The sequence below is a fragment of the Sphingomonas sp. HMP9 genome, assembly GCF_013374115.1.
Lineage (GTDB): Bacteria > Pseudomonadota > Alphaproteobacteria > Sphingomonadales > Sphingomonadaceae > Sphingomonas.
Genome location: NZ_AP022673.1, coordinates 3,717,897 through 3,733,224, shown reverse-complemented (window position 1 = coordinate 3,733,224; position 15,328 = coordinate 3,717,897). Strand labels below are relative to the sequence as shown.

Sequence of the window (15,328 nt, the reverse complement as noted above, 5' to 3'; positions counted from 1 at the left end):
CGGGTTCGATACCCCAGCTGCCGTCATCCTGACGAACGTCAGGACTTAGGATACCCGCCGTCTGCGCACGTGGCTCTGGATGCTGACGTTCGTCAGGATGACGTGGTTGGGTGGGGCTCGCGTCGTGGCCGCCGATAGGCGGGTGGCTCGGCTGGGTATGTTTGCTTGCGCCGCGTTGCACTCGTGCGTTTCGCGTCGGCTGATCGCCGGTACACCCGGTACGCCACCCCTCACCTCCCGTGATCCTGATGAATGTCAGGACCCAGGGTACCAGCCGTCTACGCGCGTGGCTCTGGGTCCTGACTTTCGTCAGGATGACGGGGTTGATTGGAGCTGGCGTAGCGGCACTTACCGGGTACCCGTCCGGACTGTGGCCACTCACCCAATTAGCCTTGCCCGTACGCCCTAGGCAGCTGTTGCCAGCAGTGCGTCATCGAGGGCGGCGGCGCGGAGATAGGGTGCGCGGTTCGTCAGGCTTGCGGCGTATGCTACGAACGCGTCGCGCTTTGGGAGCCAACCGAACTGCATGCCCCAGATCACCTGCGATCCGACATAGACGTCGGCGGCGGTGAACCGCGCACCGGCGATGTAGGGGTTTGCGGCGGCCGCCTGTTCGAGCACGTCGATCACACGCTCGAAGCTGCCATAGCCGATCATCCGTTGTTGGGCAGCGTCGGGCACCACACCGAGCGCGCGGTTGCCGGTCGCGGCCTCGACCGGGCCGGCGGCATAGAACAGCCAGCGATAATAATCGGCGCGTTCCTCGTCGCGGGGCGCGAGTTCGGCGTCGGGGAACGCCTCGGCGAGATATGCGCAGATCGCGGCGCATTCGGTTACGGTCTTGTGGCTGTGGACGATCGCCGGAACCTTGGCCATCGGGTTGATCGACAGATACGGCTCGGCCTTCATCGTCGTGTCATAGTCGAGGATGACGGTTTCATACCCGGCGCCGACCTCTTCGAGCATCCACCGCGCTATCCGACCTCGCGACATCGGGTTGGTGTACAGGGTCAACGTCATGCGACTCTCCTTGAGAACGGATCGTGAACGATGGTCTCATGGAGAGAGGCCGTGGTCAAGATCGCGCGCGGCTGAAGCCTATATCGCAACGTCCGTCTTCCTGGACACCACCCAGGATCCAGAGCCACGAACGATACCGCGCTTTGCTTCGGATCCTGACTTTCGTCAGGATGACCGTTTTAGAGGCGCAAGCCTTACACCAGCGCCTTGTCGAACAGGGCCAGCATGCGCGCCCAGGCCTTGTCCGCCTGGGCCGCGTTGTAGACCTTCGAGTCGGGCGGGCACCAGCCGTGCATCGTGCCGGCATAGACCTCGATCTCGGCGGGCAGCTTGGCGGCGGCGAACGCGGTGCGCAGCGTGTCCTTCTCGGTGGGCGCGCGCGCGTCGTCGTTGGCGGCGATCGCGATGAGGTAGTGCGCTTTCATCTGCGGGATCAGCAGATGCGGGCTGTCGGGCGTGTCGGTGACGAAGCCGCCGCCGTGGAAAGTCGCCGCGGCCCGGACGCGGGTCGGGACCGCCGCTGCGGTGCGCATGACCATCGGGCCGCCCATGCAATAGCCGGTGGTGGCCAGCCCGCGCTTGCGATCGGTCTGTGGTTGCGCGTCGATGAAGGCGGTGAAGGCCTTCGCGTCACGGACCGTGCCGTCGGCGGTGAGCGCGTCGCGGAACGGCGCGATGCGCGCGCGGACGGCGGGCTGGTCGTAGGATTCGCCGGGCTTCAGGAACGGGGCCCTGGTCGAGCGGTAGAACTGGTTGACGACGAGCACCGCATAGCCCGATTGCGCGAGCCGGTCGGCCATCTGCCGGAAAGCGGGGCGCAGGCCCATCACGTCGGGCCAGACGAGCACGCCGGGGTGCTTGCCGGTGGCGGGCGTGACGAAATAGGCGTCGGCCTTGCCGTCGGGGGTGATGATCGACACATCGCGGCCCTTGATGACCGCGGCATTGGCGGGGGCGGGCAGCAGCATCGTCAGCCCCATCGCGCCGGTCATCACCCCGAACTGGCGACGCGAGACGCCCGCCAGATAGGCTTCGTTATCGTCTGCGGTATGCTCGTCGCACATGGGCTGTCCTCTCGGTGTTTTGTAGGATGCTAGCTCAGGTCGCGTGCCACCACCACACGCCATCGTGCGTTTCGCGGGCCGCGCGGCCTTCGACTTCGAGGCGGCGAAGATGCGCGAGCGCTTCGCCGGTCGCCATGCCGAGAACGTCGGGGCCGATCGCGCGGCGGAACAGGCGGCCGAAACAATCGACCGCGCGGCGGGGTTCGGCGAGGAAGACGGCGAGTTCGTCGAGTCGCTCGCGGTGTTCGCGGTCCATCGCATCCAGCCGCGTGTGGAGGCCGGTGAACGGGTCGCCGTGGCCGGGGAGGACGAGCAGGCCACCGGGCAGCGTCTTCAGCTTGGCGATCGAGGCGAACCATTCGCCCAAGGGGTCTGCGCCCGGTTCGGTGACGCCGAGCGAGACGTTGGGACTGATGCGCGGGAGGACCTGGTCGCCGGCAATCAGGATGCCGCCGACCTCGTCGAGCAGGCACGCATGTTCGGGGCTGTGCCCGGAGCCAGTGACGATCCGCCAGTCGCGCGCGCCGATGGTGAGCGTGTCGCCGTCCTCGATGCGGGTGTAGCCGAGCGGCAGCGGCGTTATGATTTTCCGAAAGCCGGCCCAGCCCTTGGCGGTAGCGTGGTCGATTTGCGCGGCGTCCCAGCCGGCGGCGTGCCAGAAGGCGAGCATCTCGGACGGAACCGAGTCGCGCGCGTCGGCGGCGAGCATGCGCGCGGTGAGCCATTCGGCGCGGGTCATGACGAGCGGCGCGGCGTGGTGATCGCACATCCAGCCGGCGAGACCGATGTGATCGGGATGGAAGTGCGTGCCGATCATCCGTGTGACTCGGACGCCGGACTTGGGTCCTGCGAACACGGCCTTCCAGGCGTCGCGCGCGGGGGCAGTGTTCATGCCGGTGTCGACGAGGGCATCGCCGTCGGTGTCGGCAAGGAGCCAGCAGTTCACGTGCTTCAGCGGGCCGGGGATGTGGAGGCGGACCCAGTCGATACCGGGCGCGACCTGCATCGTGCCGCCGCTTGCGGGCTCTGCGCCGCCGAACGGGTAGGTCAGGCCCTTGTGGCTGGTGGGCGCGAACGCGGTGTCGGGTTGGGTGGCCATAGGTTGCGGTTAGCAACTGGACGGCGCGGGAGATAGGGGGCCCGGCTGCCGCTACCCAATCCGCCCCGTCAGGCGGAGGTGACGACGAAGGCGTCGGACGGGGGGATAGGTAACTCATATACCATCGGCCACCTCCCCGGCGGAGGCCGGGGTCCAGTTGGAAGGGTTGAGGTGACGGCGCGCCGCCATCGCCATGATCGTCCCCCAACTGGGCCCCGGCTCCGCCGGGGAGGTGGAAGAGGAGGACGCTGCGCTCCAGACGAAAAAGGGCGGCACCTTTCGGCAGCGCCCTTTTTTGTATTTTTCCCCCGGTGATACCGAGAAATAAAATCAGCGCTTGAAGGGGTCGTCGAAGAGCGGCTTGACGGGGAGGACACCGCCGTCTGCTACGAACTGTGCATCCGCGGCCGCCTGCGTGCGCTCGGCGCGAAGCTGCTGGAGCAACACTTCGCGGTCGCCTTCGAGGCGGGTGTCGGTCGGAGCTTCCATGCCGGCGGCCTTGGCTGCCTTGGCCACCGCCGCGTCGAGTTCGCGCTGCGAGGTCAGGCCGAGTGTGACCGGATCCTTTGGCGTAATGTTGGCAATGTTCCAGTGGCTGCGGTCGCGGATCGCGGCGATCGTCGTGCGGGTCGTGCCGATCAGCAGCGAAATCGCGCCGTCGGTGATCTCCGGGTGATTGCGGATGATCCACGAGATGCCATCGGGCTTGTCCTGGCGCTTCGAGACCGGCGTGTAGCGCGGCCCCTTGGTGCGGCGGACCTGCTCGGGGCCCTTGATCATCTTGAGCTGGTAGTCGGGATCGGCGGCACCCTTGTCGATCTCGTCCTGCGTCACTTCGTGCGCGCGGACCGGATCGCGACCGGTGAGCTTGGTCGAGGTGGTGTCGTCTGCGATCGCCTGGATCTCGAGGATGTGCAGGCCGCAGAAGTCCGCGATCTGCTCGAAGCTGAGCGCGGTATTGTCGACCATCCAGGCGGCGGTCGCATGGGGCATGAGCGGCTGGGCCACGGCGAGAACTCCGTAAAAATAGAAAGGGCCGCCCCTTTCGGAGCGGCCTGACATGCAAGAGACTTAGTGCGCGCCGGGGCAACAGGCAAGCGCGCAAGCTCAGGCGGCCATGAGCTTTCCTTCGAGGGGGACGAGCGCGTGGAGGAACTGACGCGCGCTGGCGGGCCAACTGTAGCGCGCGGCATAGGCCGCACAGGTTACGCTGTCGCGGGTCAGCGCGGTGGCGATCGCGATATCGAGGTCTTTGTTCATGGCGCCGACGCGGTCATCAAGGACGTCGATCGGACCGGTTACCGGGTAGGCGGCGACTGGCGTGCCGCAGGCTAGGGCTTCGATCATGACGAGCCCGAAGGTATCGGTGCGGCTCGGAAAGACCAGCACGTCCGCCGTGCGGTATGCGGCGGCGAGATCGAGCCCCGAGCGCTGGCCGAGGAAGACGGCGTGCGGAAATCGGCGAGCTAGCGTGGCGCGGGCGGGGCCGTCGCCGACGACGACCTTGGTACCGGGATGCGCGGAGGACAGGAACGCCTCGATATTCTTTTCGACCGCGACCCGACCGACATAGAGCAGGATCGGTCCAGGGAGCGCCGCCATCTCGGGATCGCGCGCGCCATCGAGGCCGAACTGCGCGAAGTCGACGCCCCTGCCCCATTCGCGAACCTGATGTAGACCCTGGGCTGCGAGCGTTGCCGCGACCGAAGGCGTGGAGACGAGGATCGACTGGGCGGGGCGGTGGAACCAGCGGATGTAGCGCCAGATCCAGTCGGGATTCGCGCCGGTGCGGGCGGCGATATAGTCGGGGAACTGCGTGTGATACGCGCTGGTGAACGGGAGCCCGCGGGCAAGGCACCAGTTGCGGGCAGCGAGACAGACCGGCCCCTCGGTAGCGAGGTGGATCGCGTCGGCGCCGAACGCGGCAAGCATGCGACCGACGGCGCCCGAGCGAGCAAAGGCGAGGCGGATCTCGGGGTAGGTCGGGCACGGCATCGAAGCGAAGCGTTCGGGGGAAACGACCAGCACCTCATGCCCGATCGATTCGAGTTCGCGCTGGACCGACTGGAGGGTCCGGACGACACCGTTGACTTGCGGGCTCCAGGCGTCGGTCACGATTGCGATACGCATCGGCTTATCTCCGTTTTGCCCCTCTCCCGTTGGGAGAGGGAGGGGCCCGCCGCACTTGCGGTGGGAGAGTGAAGGCACGCGCTGAACGCCGTTGGGGACCGTGCCCTCACCCTCGCCACTGCTCGGCTTACCCTCTCCCCCTGCGGGGGAGAGGGCTTTACGTCAGGCGGCTAGGGCGATGACCTTGTCGCGTTCGCGAGCAGCGATTTCGTCGCCCCAGTGGAGCAACTCCATGCTGCCATCGAAATGCTCGACCAAGGCGGTGCAGCCTTCGACCCAGTCGCCGTCGTTGTAATAGGCGATGCCGGCGATCTCGCGCATTTCGGCGGTGTGGATGTGACCGCAGACGACGCCTTCGACGCCGCGGACACCGGCCGCGTGCGCGACCACTTCCTCGAAGTGCGAGATGAAGGCGACCGCGTTCTTGACCTTGGCCTTCGCATGCTTCGATAGCGACCAATAGGGCATGCCCATCCGGCGGCGCGCGGCGTTGACCCAGCGGTTGAGGCCCATCAGCATCGTGTAGGCGGCGTCGCCGATGTGCGCGACCCAGCGATGCGCGAGCGTGATCGCATCGAACTCGTCGCCGTGGAGGACCAGCAGGCGACGACCGTCCGCCGTCTCGTGGATCGCGTTCCGACGGATCGAGATACCCCCCAGGTCAAGACCGGAATATTGCCGGAACACCTCGTCGTGGTTGCCGGGGATGTAGACGACGCGGGTGCCGCGCTTGGCGCGCTTGAGCAGGCGCCAGATCACGTCGTTGTGCGCGGCGGGCCAGTAGAATTTCTTCTTGAGCCGCCAGCCGTCGATCATGTCGCCGACGAGGTACATCGTCTCGCTGTCGACGTGGTCGAGAAAGTCGTTGAGCATCCCGGCGTTGCAGCCACGCGTGCCGAGATGGACGTCGGATATCCAGATCGTGCGATACTGGCGCCGTTCGACGACCGGCTCCGGCACGGCGGGCCGGGAGTGGATGAAGTCGGCGATATCGGTGATGTCGGCGCCCAAGATGCGCGATGGCGAAAACGTCGTAACGGCGTTCATGAGCCTGCCCCCGCAAAACTATCCTTGTCGCGAGTATTAGCTGGGCATTGTTACAGGGTGGTCGCAGTCCGGTGACTGTTCCAAGTCAGCGTCCAGTATAGAGTGTTTCGCGGCGGCGCGGACATTCTGACTAGGCTTTAGCGTTCGCGGGCAGACAAGTTCTGTCGGGTGACGCTTGAAGTGTACAACCTCGGCGAGGGCCGGGGCCTAGTTGGAGAGGAGACAATAACGAAGGGCGTCGCGTCCTTAATCAACGTTCCCAACTGGGCCCCGGCCTTCGCCGGGGTGGGTGTGGGTGACCTTCACGCCATCGTCAGCACGATCTTCCCGACATGATCGCCCGCCTCCATCCGCGCGTGCGCCGCGGGGGCGTCGGCGAAGGCAAAGGTGCGGTCGATGACCGGTTTCAGCTTCCCAGCCTCGACGTGCGGCCACACCGTCCGCGCCAACTCGTCCGCCACCAGTGACTTGAACGCGGTATCGCGGGGACGGAGCGTAGAGCCTGTCAGCGTCAGGCGACGGCGCATGATCTCGAACAGGGGGACGGTCGCCGTCGCGCCGCCCATTACCGCGATCGACACGTGCCGGCCGTCGTCCGCGAGGCATTGCAGGTTGCGGGGGACGTAGTCGCCGCCGACCATGTCGAGCACCGCGGCAACGCCCTTGCCGTTGGTAATCTGCTTCACGCGCTCGACGTAATCTTCAGATTTATAGTCGATCGCGTGCGTTGCGCCGAGGCTCAGGGCCGCCTCGCACTTCGCCTTCGAGCCGGCGGTGACGATGATGTCGATGCCGAAGACGTTGCAGAGGCCGATCGCCATCGTGCCGATGCCGCTGGTGCCGCCGTGGACGAGGACGGTGTCGCCCTCCATTGCGTAGGCGCGCTCGAACAAATTGGTCCAGACGGTGAAAAGCGTCTCGGGCATCGCCGCCGCCTCGACCATCGTCAGCGCCTCGGGGACGGGCAGGCACTGGCCGAACGGCGCAACCGCATATTCCGCATAGGCGCCGCCGGAGATCAGCGCGCAGACCAATTGGCCGATCTGTTCGTCGCCGACGCCCTCGCCAATTGCGACGATCGTGCCGGAGATTTCCATGCCCAGGATCGAGGGGGCGCCGGGCGGGGGCGGATACTTGCCCTGCCGCTGCATGACCTCGGGACGGTTGACCCCGGCAGCAGCGACCTTGACCAAGACCTCGCCAGGCCCAGGCTGGGGCACAGGGCGGTCGACGAGCACCAGGACTTCGGGACCGCCAGGCTGTTCCGGATCAATCGCCTTCATGACGTCAGGTACATTTAAGTTACTCGATGCGGTGCCGGGTATCGCGGTCATTGCTCGTCACGTCCCTTTAGATTTCCGCGCCTTATTGACATCACTCTGGTGCGGGTCAACGTTGCATCCACGATGGACCTGGAAGACGCCCCCTCCCGTCCCGACGATCTGCTTGACGCACTGGTGCGGCAGGACCTCGATCCGTTGTCGGTCGCAGAGCTCGATGCGCGGATCACCGTGCTGCAGGGCGAGATCGCGCGCTGCCAGGTCAAGAAGGACCGCGCAGTCAGTCATCGTGCCATCGCCGACGACCTGTTCAGGCGGTGACCGCCCTCCCCGCCTCCACTACCGCTGTATTTTGGCAGCGCAGGAACGGACGGAGCGGGGTTCAAGTGCTTGATGCGATCGATATCAATTCCGACATAGTGGCAAAGGGCGTGCGGTTTCGCGGCCCGACAGGAGTAATGTAAATGCCATCATTTGCACCCGCCCTCGAGACCACGCTGCACAAGGCGCTCGAGGCGGCATCGGCTCGGCGCCACGAATATGCGACGTTGGAGCATCTGCTGCTCGCGCTGATCGACGACGAACATGCGTCCAAGGTCATGACCGCGTGCAACGTCGAGATCGGCGAGCTGAAGAATACCGTAGCGCATTATCTTGATAGCGAACTCGACGCGCTGAAGGTCGATGCGGCGACCGATCCGTCGCCGACCAGCGGGTTCCAGCGAGTCGTCCAGCGCGCGATCCTTCATGTCCAGTCGTCGGGCCGTGACGAAGTGACGGGCGCGAACGTGCTCGTCGCGCTGTTCAGTGAGCGCGAGAGCTATGCGGTGTATTTCCTGCAGCAGCAGGACATGAGCCGCCTCGATGCGGTGAGCTTCATCAGCCACGGCGTCGGCAAGGGCGGCCAGCAGCCGACCGAAGCCTCGACGCCAAAGGGTGCGGACGACGAGAAGCCGGCCAAGGGACAGGAGAAGGGCAAGACGGAAAGTGCGCTCAAGCAATTCACGGTCGACCTCAACGAGAAGGCCAAGGCGGGCAAGGTCGATCCCCTGATCGGGCGCGGACCGGAGGTGGATCGCACGATCCAGATCCTGTGCCGCCGGTCGAAGAACAACCCGCTCTATGTAGGCGATCCCGGCGTCGGAAAAACCGCCATCGCCGAGGGCCTCGCGCGCAAGATCGTCGAGGGCGATGTGCCCGACGTGCTGTTGCCCGCGATCATCTACTCGCTCGACATGGGCGCGTTGCTGGCCGGTACGCGGTATCGCGGCGATTTCGAGGAGCGGCTGAAGGCGGTCGTCAACGAGCTTGAGAAGCTGCCTGACGCGGTGCTGTTCATTGACGAAATCCACACCGTGATCGGTGCCGGCGCGACGAGCGGCGGCGCGATGGATGCGTCGAACCTTTTGAAGCCGGCACTCAGCGGCGGCACGATCCGCTGCATCGGCTCGACGACGTACAAGGAGTTCCGCAACCACTTCGAGAAGGACCGCGCGCTGCTGCGGCGCTTCCAGAAGATCGACGTAAACGAGCCGACGATCGAGGACACCATCAAGATTCTCGCTGGGCTGCGGTCGGCGTTCGAGGATCACCACAACGTGAAGTACACCCCCGACGCGATCAAGTCGGCGGTGGAGCTGTCGGCGCGGTACATCAACGACCGCAAGCTGCCCGACAAGGCGATCGACGTGATCGACGAAGTCGGCGCGATGCAGATGCTGGTGCCGCCGAACAAGCGCAAGAAGACGATCACTCCCAAGGAGATCGAGCAGGTCATCGCGACGATGGCACGGATCCCGCCGAAGTCGGTCTCAACCGACGACAAGCTGGCTCTGGCTACGCTCGAGACCGACCTCAAGCGCGTGGTGTTCGGGCAGAATGCGGCGATCGAGAAGCTGTCGTCGGCGATCAAGCTGGCGCGGGCGGGCCTGCGCGAGCCGGAGAAGCCGATCGGCAACTATCTGTTCACCGGGCCCACGGGCGTCGGCAAGACCGAAGTCGCCAAGCAGCTGTCGACGATCCTCGGCATTCCGCTCCAGCGTTTTGACATGTCGGAATATATGGAGCGACATTCGGTCAGCCGTCTGATCGGTGCGCCGCCGGGCTATGTCGGGTTCGACCAGGGCGGTCTGCTGACCGATGCGGTCGATCAGAACCCGCACTGCGTGCTGCTGCTCGACGAGATCGAGAAGGCGCATCCCGACCTGTTCAACATCTTGTTGCAGGTGATGGATAACGGGCGACTGACCGACCAGCACGGCAAGTCGGTCGACTTCCGCAACGTCATCCTGATCATGACGACCAATGCGGGCGCGAGCGACATGGCGCGCGAGACGGTCGGCTTCGGCAACCTCACGCGTGAGGGCGAGGACGAGCAGGCGGTGCAGAAGATGTTCACGCCCGAGTTCCGCAACCGTCTCGATGCGGTCGTGCCGTTCGGCTATCTGCCGACCGAAGTGGTGGCGCGGGTCGTCGACAAGTTCATCCTCCAGCTCGAACTGCAGCTGGCGGACCGCGGCGTGCACATCCTGCTCGACGAGGAGTCGAAGGCGTGGCTGACCACCAAGGGCTATGACAAGCTGTACGGCGCACGGCCGATGGGTCGCCTGATCCAGGAGAAGATCAAGCAGCCGCTCGCCGAGGAACTGCTGTTCGGCAAGCTGGTCCATGGCGGCGAAGTCACGGTGAAGATGAAGGACGGCGCGCTGTCGTTCGCGATCGAACCCGCCGCACCGAAGAAGCCCAAGAAGAAGGGCAAGACCGAAACGGTCGACGCCGGCTGAGGACTATCTACCTGACCTGGGATGGTCCCAGGTCAGGTTTGATGTAATTCCGGCAGGTTGTGATCTCTAACCGACGCCTCGACAACCGCTGCTAGTTGCGATAATTGAGATCCAAATCTTGAATTCCATCGCCTGAAGAAGCCTAATACGCTCAAAAGTTGTGTCGCCGACAAAATATTCCAACATTAGCATCGCCATCATCTCGCATCAATTTCGACAGTTACTAGCATATGTCAGGCTCAATGAAGCCATGACGGATTGAACTCAACCATATCGTCCGCGACACCACCGCCTATTTACCTTTAATTGGCGAAGACAGCTTAACGGTGTTTGCATGACGTTCGGGTTTCGCATCACTTGGCTCATCGGCATCGTTGCCATGGCGTTCGTGGTGTTCGATGCGACCTCAGCAGAGGCACGGACGGGGCAGTCGCTTGCGGTTTGCGTGATGCGGGCAACCCCGGGTCTATCGGCACCTGCCTTGTTTCGAACACCAGCACGTTTCGACTGCACTACGCCACAGTCTCACTATGGGTCCGGAGATTTCTGGGTCCTGTCGCAGGTCCTGCCGACGGACCTTACGCGAGTCCCCGATTTACGCGCGCGAACCGCCAGCGTCTGGCAGGACCGAGTCACGCTCTTCGTGCTGTATGCGGACGGCTCGATCCGCCGCACCGGGTTCACCAGCCGCACATCCGGCCGGCACCTCATGATCGGCGCGACTCTGTCGCTGACGCTGCCGTCGCACAATGCACCCCCCGTCCGCTTGCTTTGGCATGTCGAGGGGTCGGCCAATCTACGCGGCGTCGTGCTGGGCCCGACGCTCGCGACTGCCGCCGAAGCCGCGGAAAGCGAGATACTGCTGTCGGCGCTGTATGCAAGCTTCGGCGGGATGGCGATCGCGTTGATCGTCTATAATCTCGCTTTATGGGGTGCGCTTCGTCAGCCGTTCCAGCCAGTCTATTGCCTGCTGGTGCTATGCTTGCTCGGCTACGCCTTTTCGTCATCGGCGGCATTGGGCCAACTCGTGCCGTCGCTCGACAACAATGTTCGCCTAAAACTCAACGTCTTCTTGCTCGCGGTGTGCGCAGGCATGGTCCTGATCTTCGCGCGTGCATTTTTCGAGCGCGCCGTGTTCGACGGCTGGCCCCGCCCCGCCAGCAACGTCGCGCTTGCAATACTCGCCACGGCCGGCATCGCCTTCGCGATCCTGGCGCCGTGGCAGATCTACTGGCTCGATCGGCTGCTGACGCTCAGCTACCTCCCGTTGATCGCGCTGGTCCCGACGGTCCTGTACCGCGCGTGGCGGGTCCGCAGTAACTATCTTTGGATGTTCACGCTCGCTTGGGGGGCACCCATCGCGTTTGCCACCCTGCGTATCGCCGGTTCGCTGGGACTGATGCCCTGGAGCTTCTGGATCGACAATTCGACGATGATATCGATGATGCTGGAGGCGCTGCTCTCCAGCCTGGCGATCGCATACCGGATCCGCCTGCTCAGCGTCGAACGCGACGATGCGCGCGAACAGGAGATCGCGGCGCGGTTGCTTGCGGATACTGAACCGCTGACCGGACTGCTCAATCGCCGTGCATTCCTCGATCGCGCGATCGGACGGTCGGGCGATCAGATGCTGCTGATCGCGGACGTCGATCACTTCAAGCACGTCAACGAGACGATCGGCCATGATGGCGGCGACGAAGTCCTGCGGGTCGTGGCACGGGTATTGCGAAATTCGGTTCCGCCGGATGCGCTGGTCGCCCGGATCGGTGGCGAGGAATTCGCCATCCTGATCGATGCGACGACACCCATGCGCGCCGACGCGATCCTCGAACGACTGCGCAGCCAGCGCATGCCGTTCGACATGGCGATCACAGCGAGCATCGGGTGTTGTACGGGGCCGTTGTTGCGTGAATCCGACTGGAAGGCGTTGTATCGCAGCGCCGACCGCGCCTTGTTTGCGGCGAAGAGCGCCGGACGCGATCGGTCGCGCGATGCGGGCATGACTCCGATCGCTGCGTAGGGCCGCGGGGGTTCGCGGGCGGTTCGCTTGCGAAACTGCGACGTCTGAGACATGATCGCAGATCTGGGAGATCGACGATGCGGAACCGGAAACTTGTGCTGGCAGTGGCGGGACTTGCACTCGTGGCTCTCGCGGTGCGTCATCCCACTGCGAAATTCCAGCTGATCACGCACGAAAAGAGCGACCCCTCGCCGCACCGCATGCAGGCCGTCGTCGATTTCGGGCTGGTCGGGGTCTCGGTATTGTACACCTGGACCGTCAGCCGCCTGCGGTAAGTGCGTGCCACCCATCCGGTGGCCGATCGCGCATCCTTGACCCCCATCGCGTGCCTGCGCCATAGCGGCGGCCATGGACACGCCGATCGAAGACCTCGCGTTCGAGGATGCACTAAAAGAACTCGAACTCATCGTGGGTAAGCTGGAGAGTGGTGACACGCCGCTTCAGCAGGCGATCGAGCTGTACGAGCGCGGCAACAAACTGCGCCAGCGTTGCGCCGACCGGCTCGATGCGGCGCAGGCGCGGATCGAGGCGATCCGGCTCGATGGCGATGGCAAGCCGGCGGGCGTCCGCCCGTTTGCCGCAGGCTGACGCGGTGAGCGGGATGCCCCTTACGCTCCATGCCGCGCTCGCGGATGTCTCGGCCGAGATCGATCGGCAGTTCGACCAGTTGCTGGCGATCCCCGATGATCCGCGCGGCGACCTGTACCGCGCCATGCGGCATGCCGCGATCGGCGGGGGCAAGCGTCTGCGGCCGTTGCTGGTGTTTGCGACGGCGAACCTGTTCGATGTCGCGCGCGATTGCTCGGCACGCGTGGCGACCGCGATCGAGGCGATCCACGTCTATTCGCTGATCCATGACGATCTGCCGTCGATGGACGACGACGACATGCGGCGCGGCAAACCGACCGTGCACAAGCTCTTCGACGAGGCGACGGCGATCCTGGCGGGCGATTGCCTCCACGCGCTGGCGTTCGAGGTGCTGGCGGATCCGGCGACTCATGCCGACCCGTTCGTGCGGATCGAACTGGTGCTGGACCTGGCCCGCGCGGCCGGCCCGAACGGCATGGCGGGCGGCCAGATCATGGACATCGAGGCTGAGGCTACGCGGTTCGACCTCAATACCGTCACGCGGTTGCAGCAGATGAAGACGGGCGCGCTGATCTCGGCGTCGGTCGAGGCAGGGGCGATCTTGGGGCGATTGCCGCCTGAGGGACGCGTCGGCTTGCGTGGCTATGCGCATGACCTTGGGCTTGCGTTTCAGATCGCCGACGACCTGCTCGATGCCGAGGGCGACGAGGCGGTCGCGGGCAAGAAATTGCGCAAGGACGAAGGCGCGGGCAAGGAAACGTTCCTGTCGCTGCTCGGACCCGAGCGCGCGCGCGAACAGGCGCGGATGCTCGTGGATCAGGCGATTGCTCATCTGCACAGCTACGGCAAGGAAGCCGACCTGCTACGGGACATCGCCCGCTTCGTGCTCGAACGCAACCGCTAGGAGATCAGCATGACCGCACGGATTGGCGTTTACCCGGGTACGTTCGATCCGGTCACATTGGGCCACATGGACATCATCCGGCGTGGCGCGAAGCTGGTCGACCGGCTGGTGATCGGGGTGACGACCAACCCGTCAAAGTCGCCGATGTTCACGATCGAGGAGCGGATGGCAACGGTCCGCCGCGAGGTGGCGGACGTCGATGGCGATATCGAAGTCGTGGCGTTCGATTCGCTGCTGATGGACTTTGCCGAGCGACAAGGAGCGAAGGTTATCGTCCGTGGGCTTCGTGCCGTCGCCGATTTCGAATACGAGTATCAGATGGCGGGGATGAACCAGCAGATCAATCCGCGCGTGGAGACGGTGTTCCTGATGGCCGACGTCGCGTTGCAGCCGATCGCAAGCCGACTGGTAAAGGAAATTGCCCTGTACGGGGGGAATATTGCCAAGTTCGTGCCGGGCGCGGTGTGTGCCGAGGTGATCGCGCGGGTCGAGAAGATCGGCCGCAAGGGGAGCTGAGGACCCTGTGCACGCTTTCGTCGGGATGACGGTGTGTCTTGGGTGGCGGCTGCGCGCCGCCCCTCACGTTCAGATTGGCGCAAGCGGGGATTTGCTCTAAGTGGCGGCAGCCTGGTTGCGCCGGGCCTCTTGCGAGTGGGAATTTGATGCGCTTTTTCGTCGGAATGTTCGCGTTGCTCGGGTGCCTTGTCACGGTGCCGGCTGCAGCGCAGAAAAAGGAAGTCGCGGCGCCGGCCGTTCGCGCGACCCCACCGCTGACCACGGATACCCAGAACCTGCTGCTGCTCGACCTGTCGACCGGCGGGCGCGTGACGATCTGGCTGCGTCCTGACGTCGCGCCGCTGATGGTCGAGCGGATCAAGACGCTCACCCGCCAGCATTTCTACGACGGCTTGGCGTTCCACCGCGTGATCGACGGGTTCATGGCGCAGGGCGGCGACCCCAAGGGCGATGGCACCGGTGGATCGACGCTCCCTGACGTAAAGGCAGAGTTCAACTATCTGCCGCACGTCCGCGGCGCCGTATCGGCGGCGCGGTCGGACAAGGAGGACAGCGCGAACAGCCAGTTCTTCATCGTCTTCCAACCGCGCCTCAGCCTCGATAAGAAATACACCGTGTTCGGTCGCGTCCTCGACGGGATGCAGTATGTCGACGCGATCGAGCGTGGCGAGCCGCCCGCGAACCCGTCGCGGATCGTCCATGCGTATATCGCAGCGGACAATCCGCCGGCGTATGTCGCGGGTCCCCCCGCGCCGGCGCTCGGTGCACCGGTGACCTTGCCGGGTACGGCGTCGGGCCCGGATGCGGCCAAGCCGAAGCTCGCGCCGGCCGCTCGCAAGGCACCGGTGAAGAAGGCTCCTGCAAAGAAGTGACCTCA

15 protein-coding genes are annotated in these 15,328 nt (G+C 64.9%); 8 read left to right on the top strand and 7 right to left on the bottom strand.

All coding sequences use genetic code 11. The features are described 5' to 3' along the window. Positions 1–405: 405 nt before the first annotated feature. The 7 genes from HMP09_RS16900 to HMP09_RS16870 form a co-directional block, all read right to left on the bottom strand. Entirely contained in the window at positions 406–1,020 is a 615-nt protein-coding gene (locus HMP09_RS16900; protein WP_176501308.1) for a glutathione S-transferase family protein, read from the bottom strand. Between the two features lie 194 nt (positions 1,021–1,214). After that, the gene (locus HMP09_RS16895) at positions 1,215–2,084 is read right to left on the bottom strand and encodes a dienelactone hydrolase family protein (protein ID WP_176501307.1); all 870 of its coding nucleotides are present in this window, start codon (positions 2,082–2,084) and stop codon (positions 1,215–1,217) included. Between the two features lie 34 nt (positions 2,085–2,118). Continuing rightward, positions 2,119–3,183, bottom strand: coding sequence for an MBL fold metallo-hydrolase (locus tag HMP09_RS16890; protein WP_176501306.1), 1,065 nt, complete (start codon positions 3,181–3,183; stop codon positions 2,119–2,121). A 330-nt stretch (positions 3,184–3,513) separates the two neighbouring features. Then, positions 3,514–4,191, bottom strand: a complete 678-nt coding sequence (locus HMP09_RS16885; RefSeq protein WP_055873545.1) for a DUF1013 domain-containing protein — start codon at positions 4,189–4,191, stop codon at positions 3,514–3,516. A 99-nt stretch (positions 4,192–4,290) separates the two neighbouring features. Continuing rightward, positions 4,291–5,313, bottom strand: a complete 1,023-nt coding sequence (locus tag HMP09_RS16880) for a glycosyltransferase family 4 protein (RefSeq protein WP_176501305.1) — start codon at positions 5,311–5,313, stop codon at positions 4,291–4,293. A 162-nt stretch (positions 5,314–5,475) separates the two neighbouring features. Further along, entirely contained in the window at positions 5,476–6,360 is an 885-nt protein-coding gene (locus tag HMP09_RS16875; protein ID WP_176501304.1) for a UDP-2,3-diacylglucosamine diphosphatase, read from the bottom strand. 302 nt (positions 6,361–6,662) lie between these two features. Then, the gene (locus tag HMP09_RS16870; RefSeq protein ID WP_176501303.1) at positions 6,663–7,643 is read right to left on the bottom strand and encodes an NAD(P)H-quinone oxidoreductase; all 981 of its coding nucleotides are present in this window, start codon (positions 7,641–7,643) and stop codon (positions 6,663–6,665) included. Positions 7,644–7,766: 123 nt separating this feature from the next. Here HMP09_RS16870 and HMP09_RS16865 point away from each other — a divergent pair, with 123 nt between their 5' ends. The 8 genes from HMP09_RS16865 to HMP09_RS16830 all read left to right on the top strand — a co-directional run bounded on the left by HMP09_RS16865 (position 7,767) and on the right by HMP09_RS16830 (position 15,323). Next, on the top strand, positions 7,767–7,961 hold the full coding sequence (locus HMP09_RS16865) for a DUF1192 domain-containing protein (RefSeq protein ID WP_176501302.1): 195 nt from the start codon (positions 7,767–7,769) through the stop codon (positions 7,959–7,961). A gap of 143 nt (positions 7,962–8,104) precedes the next feature. Next, positions 8,105–10,423: an ATP-dependent Clp protease ATP-binding subunit ClpA gene (gene clpA, locus HMP09_RS16860; RefSeq protein WP_176501301.1), complete on the top strand. Its 2,319-nt coding sequence runs from the start codon at positions 8,105–8,107 to the stop codon at positions 10,421–10,423. Positions 10,424–10,757: 334 nt separating this feature from the next. Further along, positions 10,758–12,443: a GGDEF domain-containing protein gene (locus HMP09_RS16855; protein WP_176501300.1), complete on the top strand. Its 1,686-nt coding sequence runs from the start codon at positions 10,758–10,760 to the stop codon at positions 12,441–12,443. A gap of 77 nt (positions 12,444–12,520) precedes the next feature. After that, positions 12,521–12,718: a hypothetical protein gene (locus tag HMP09_RS16850; protein WP_176501299.1), complete on the top strand. Its 198-nt coding sequence runs from the start codon at positions 12,521–12,523 to the stop codon at positions 12,716–12,718. Positions 12,719–12,791: 73 nt separating this feature from the next. Next, positions 12,792–13,031 carry an exodeoxyribonuclease VII small subunit gene (locus tag HMP09_RS16845; protein ID WP_056060585.1) on the top strand — a complete coding sequence of 80 codons (240 nt, stop codon included), beginning with the start codon at positions 12,792–12,794 and terminating at the stop codon, positions 13,029–13,031. A 13-nt stretch (positions 13,032–13,044) separates the two neighbouring features. Beyond that, the gene (locus HMP09_RS16840) at positions 13,045–13,935 is read left to right on the top strand and encodes a polyprenyl synthetase family protein (protein ID WP_176501298.1); all 891 of its coding nucleotides are present in this window, start codon (positions 13,045–13,047) and stop codon (positions 13,933–13,935) included. A 9-nt stretch (positions 13,936–13,944) separates the two neighbouring features. Next, positions 13,945–14,451 carry a pantetheine-phosphate adenylyltransferase gene (gene coaD / locus HMP09_RS16835; RefSeq protein WP_176501297.1) on the top strand — a complete coding sequence of 169 codons (507 nt, stop codon included), beginning with the start codon at positions 13,945–13,947 and terminating at the stop codon, positions 14,449–14,451. A gap of 146 nt (positions 14,452–14,597) precedes the next feature. Then, positions 14,598–15,323 carry a peptidylprolyl isomerase gene (locus HMP09_RS16830; RefSeq protein ID WP_176501296.1) on the top strand — a complete coding sequence of 242 codons (726 nt, stop codon included), beginning with the start codon at positions 14,598–14,600 and terminating at the stop codon, positions 15,321–15,323. The last annotated feature ends 5 nt before the right edge of the window (positions 15,324–15,328 follow it).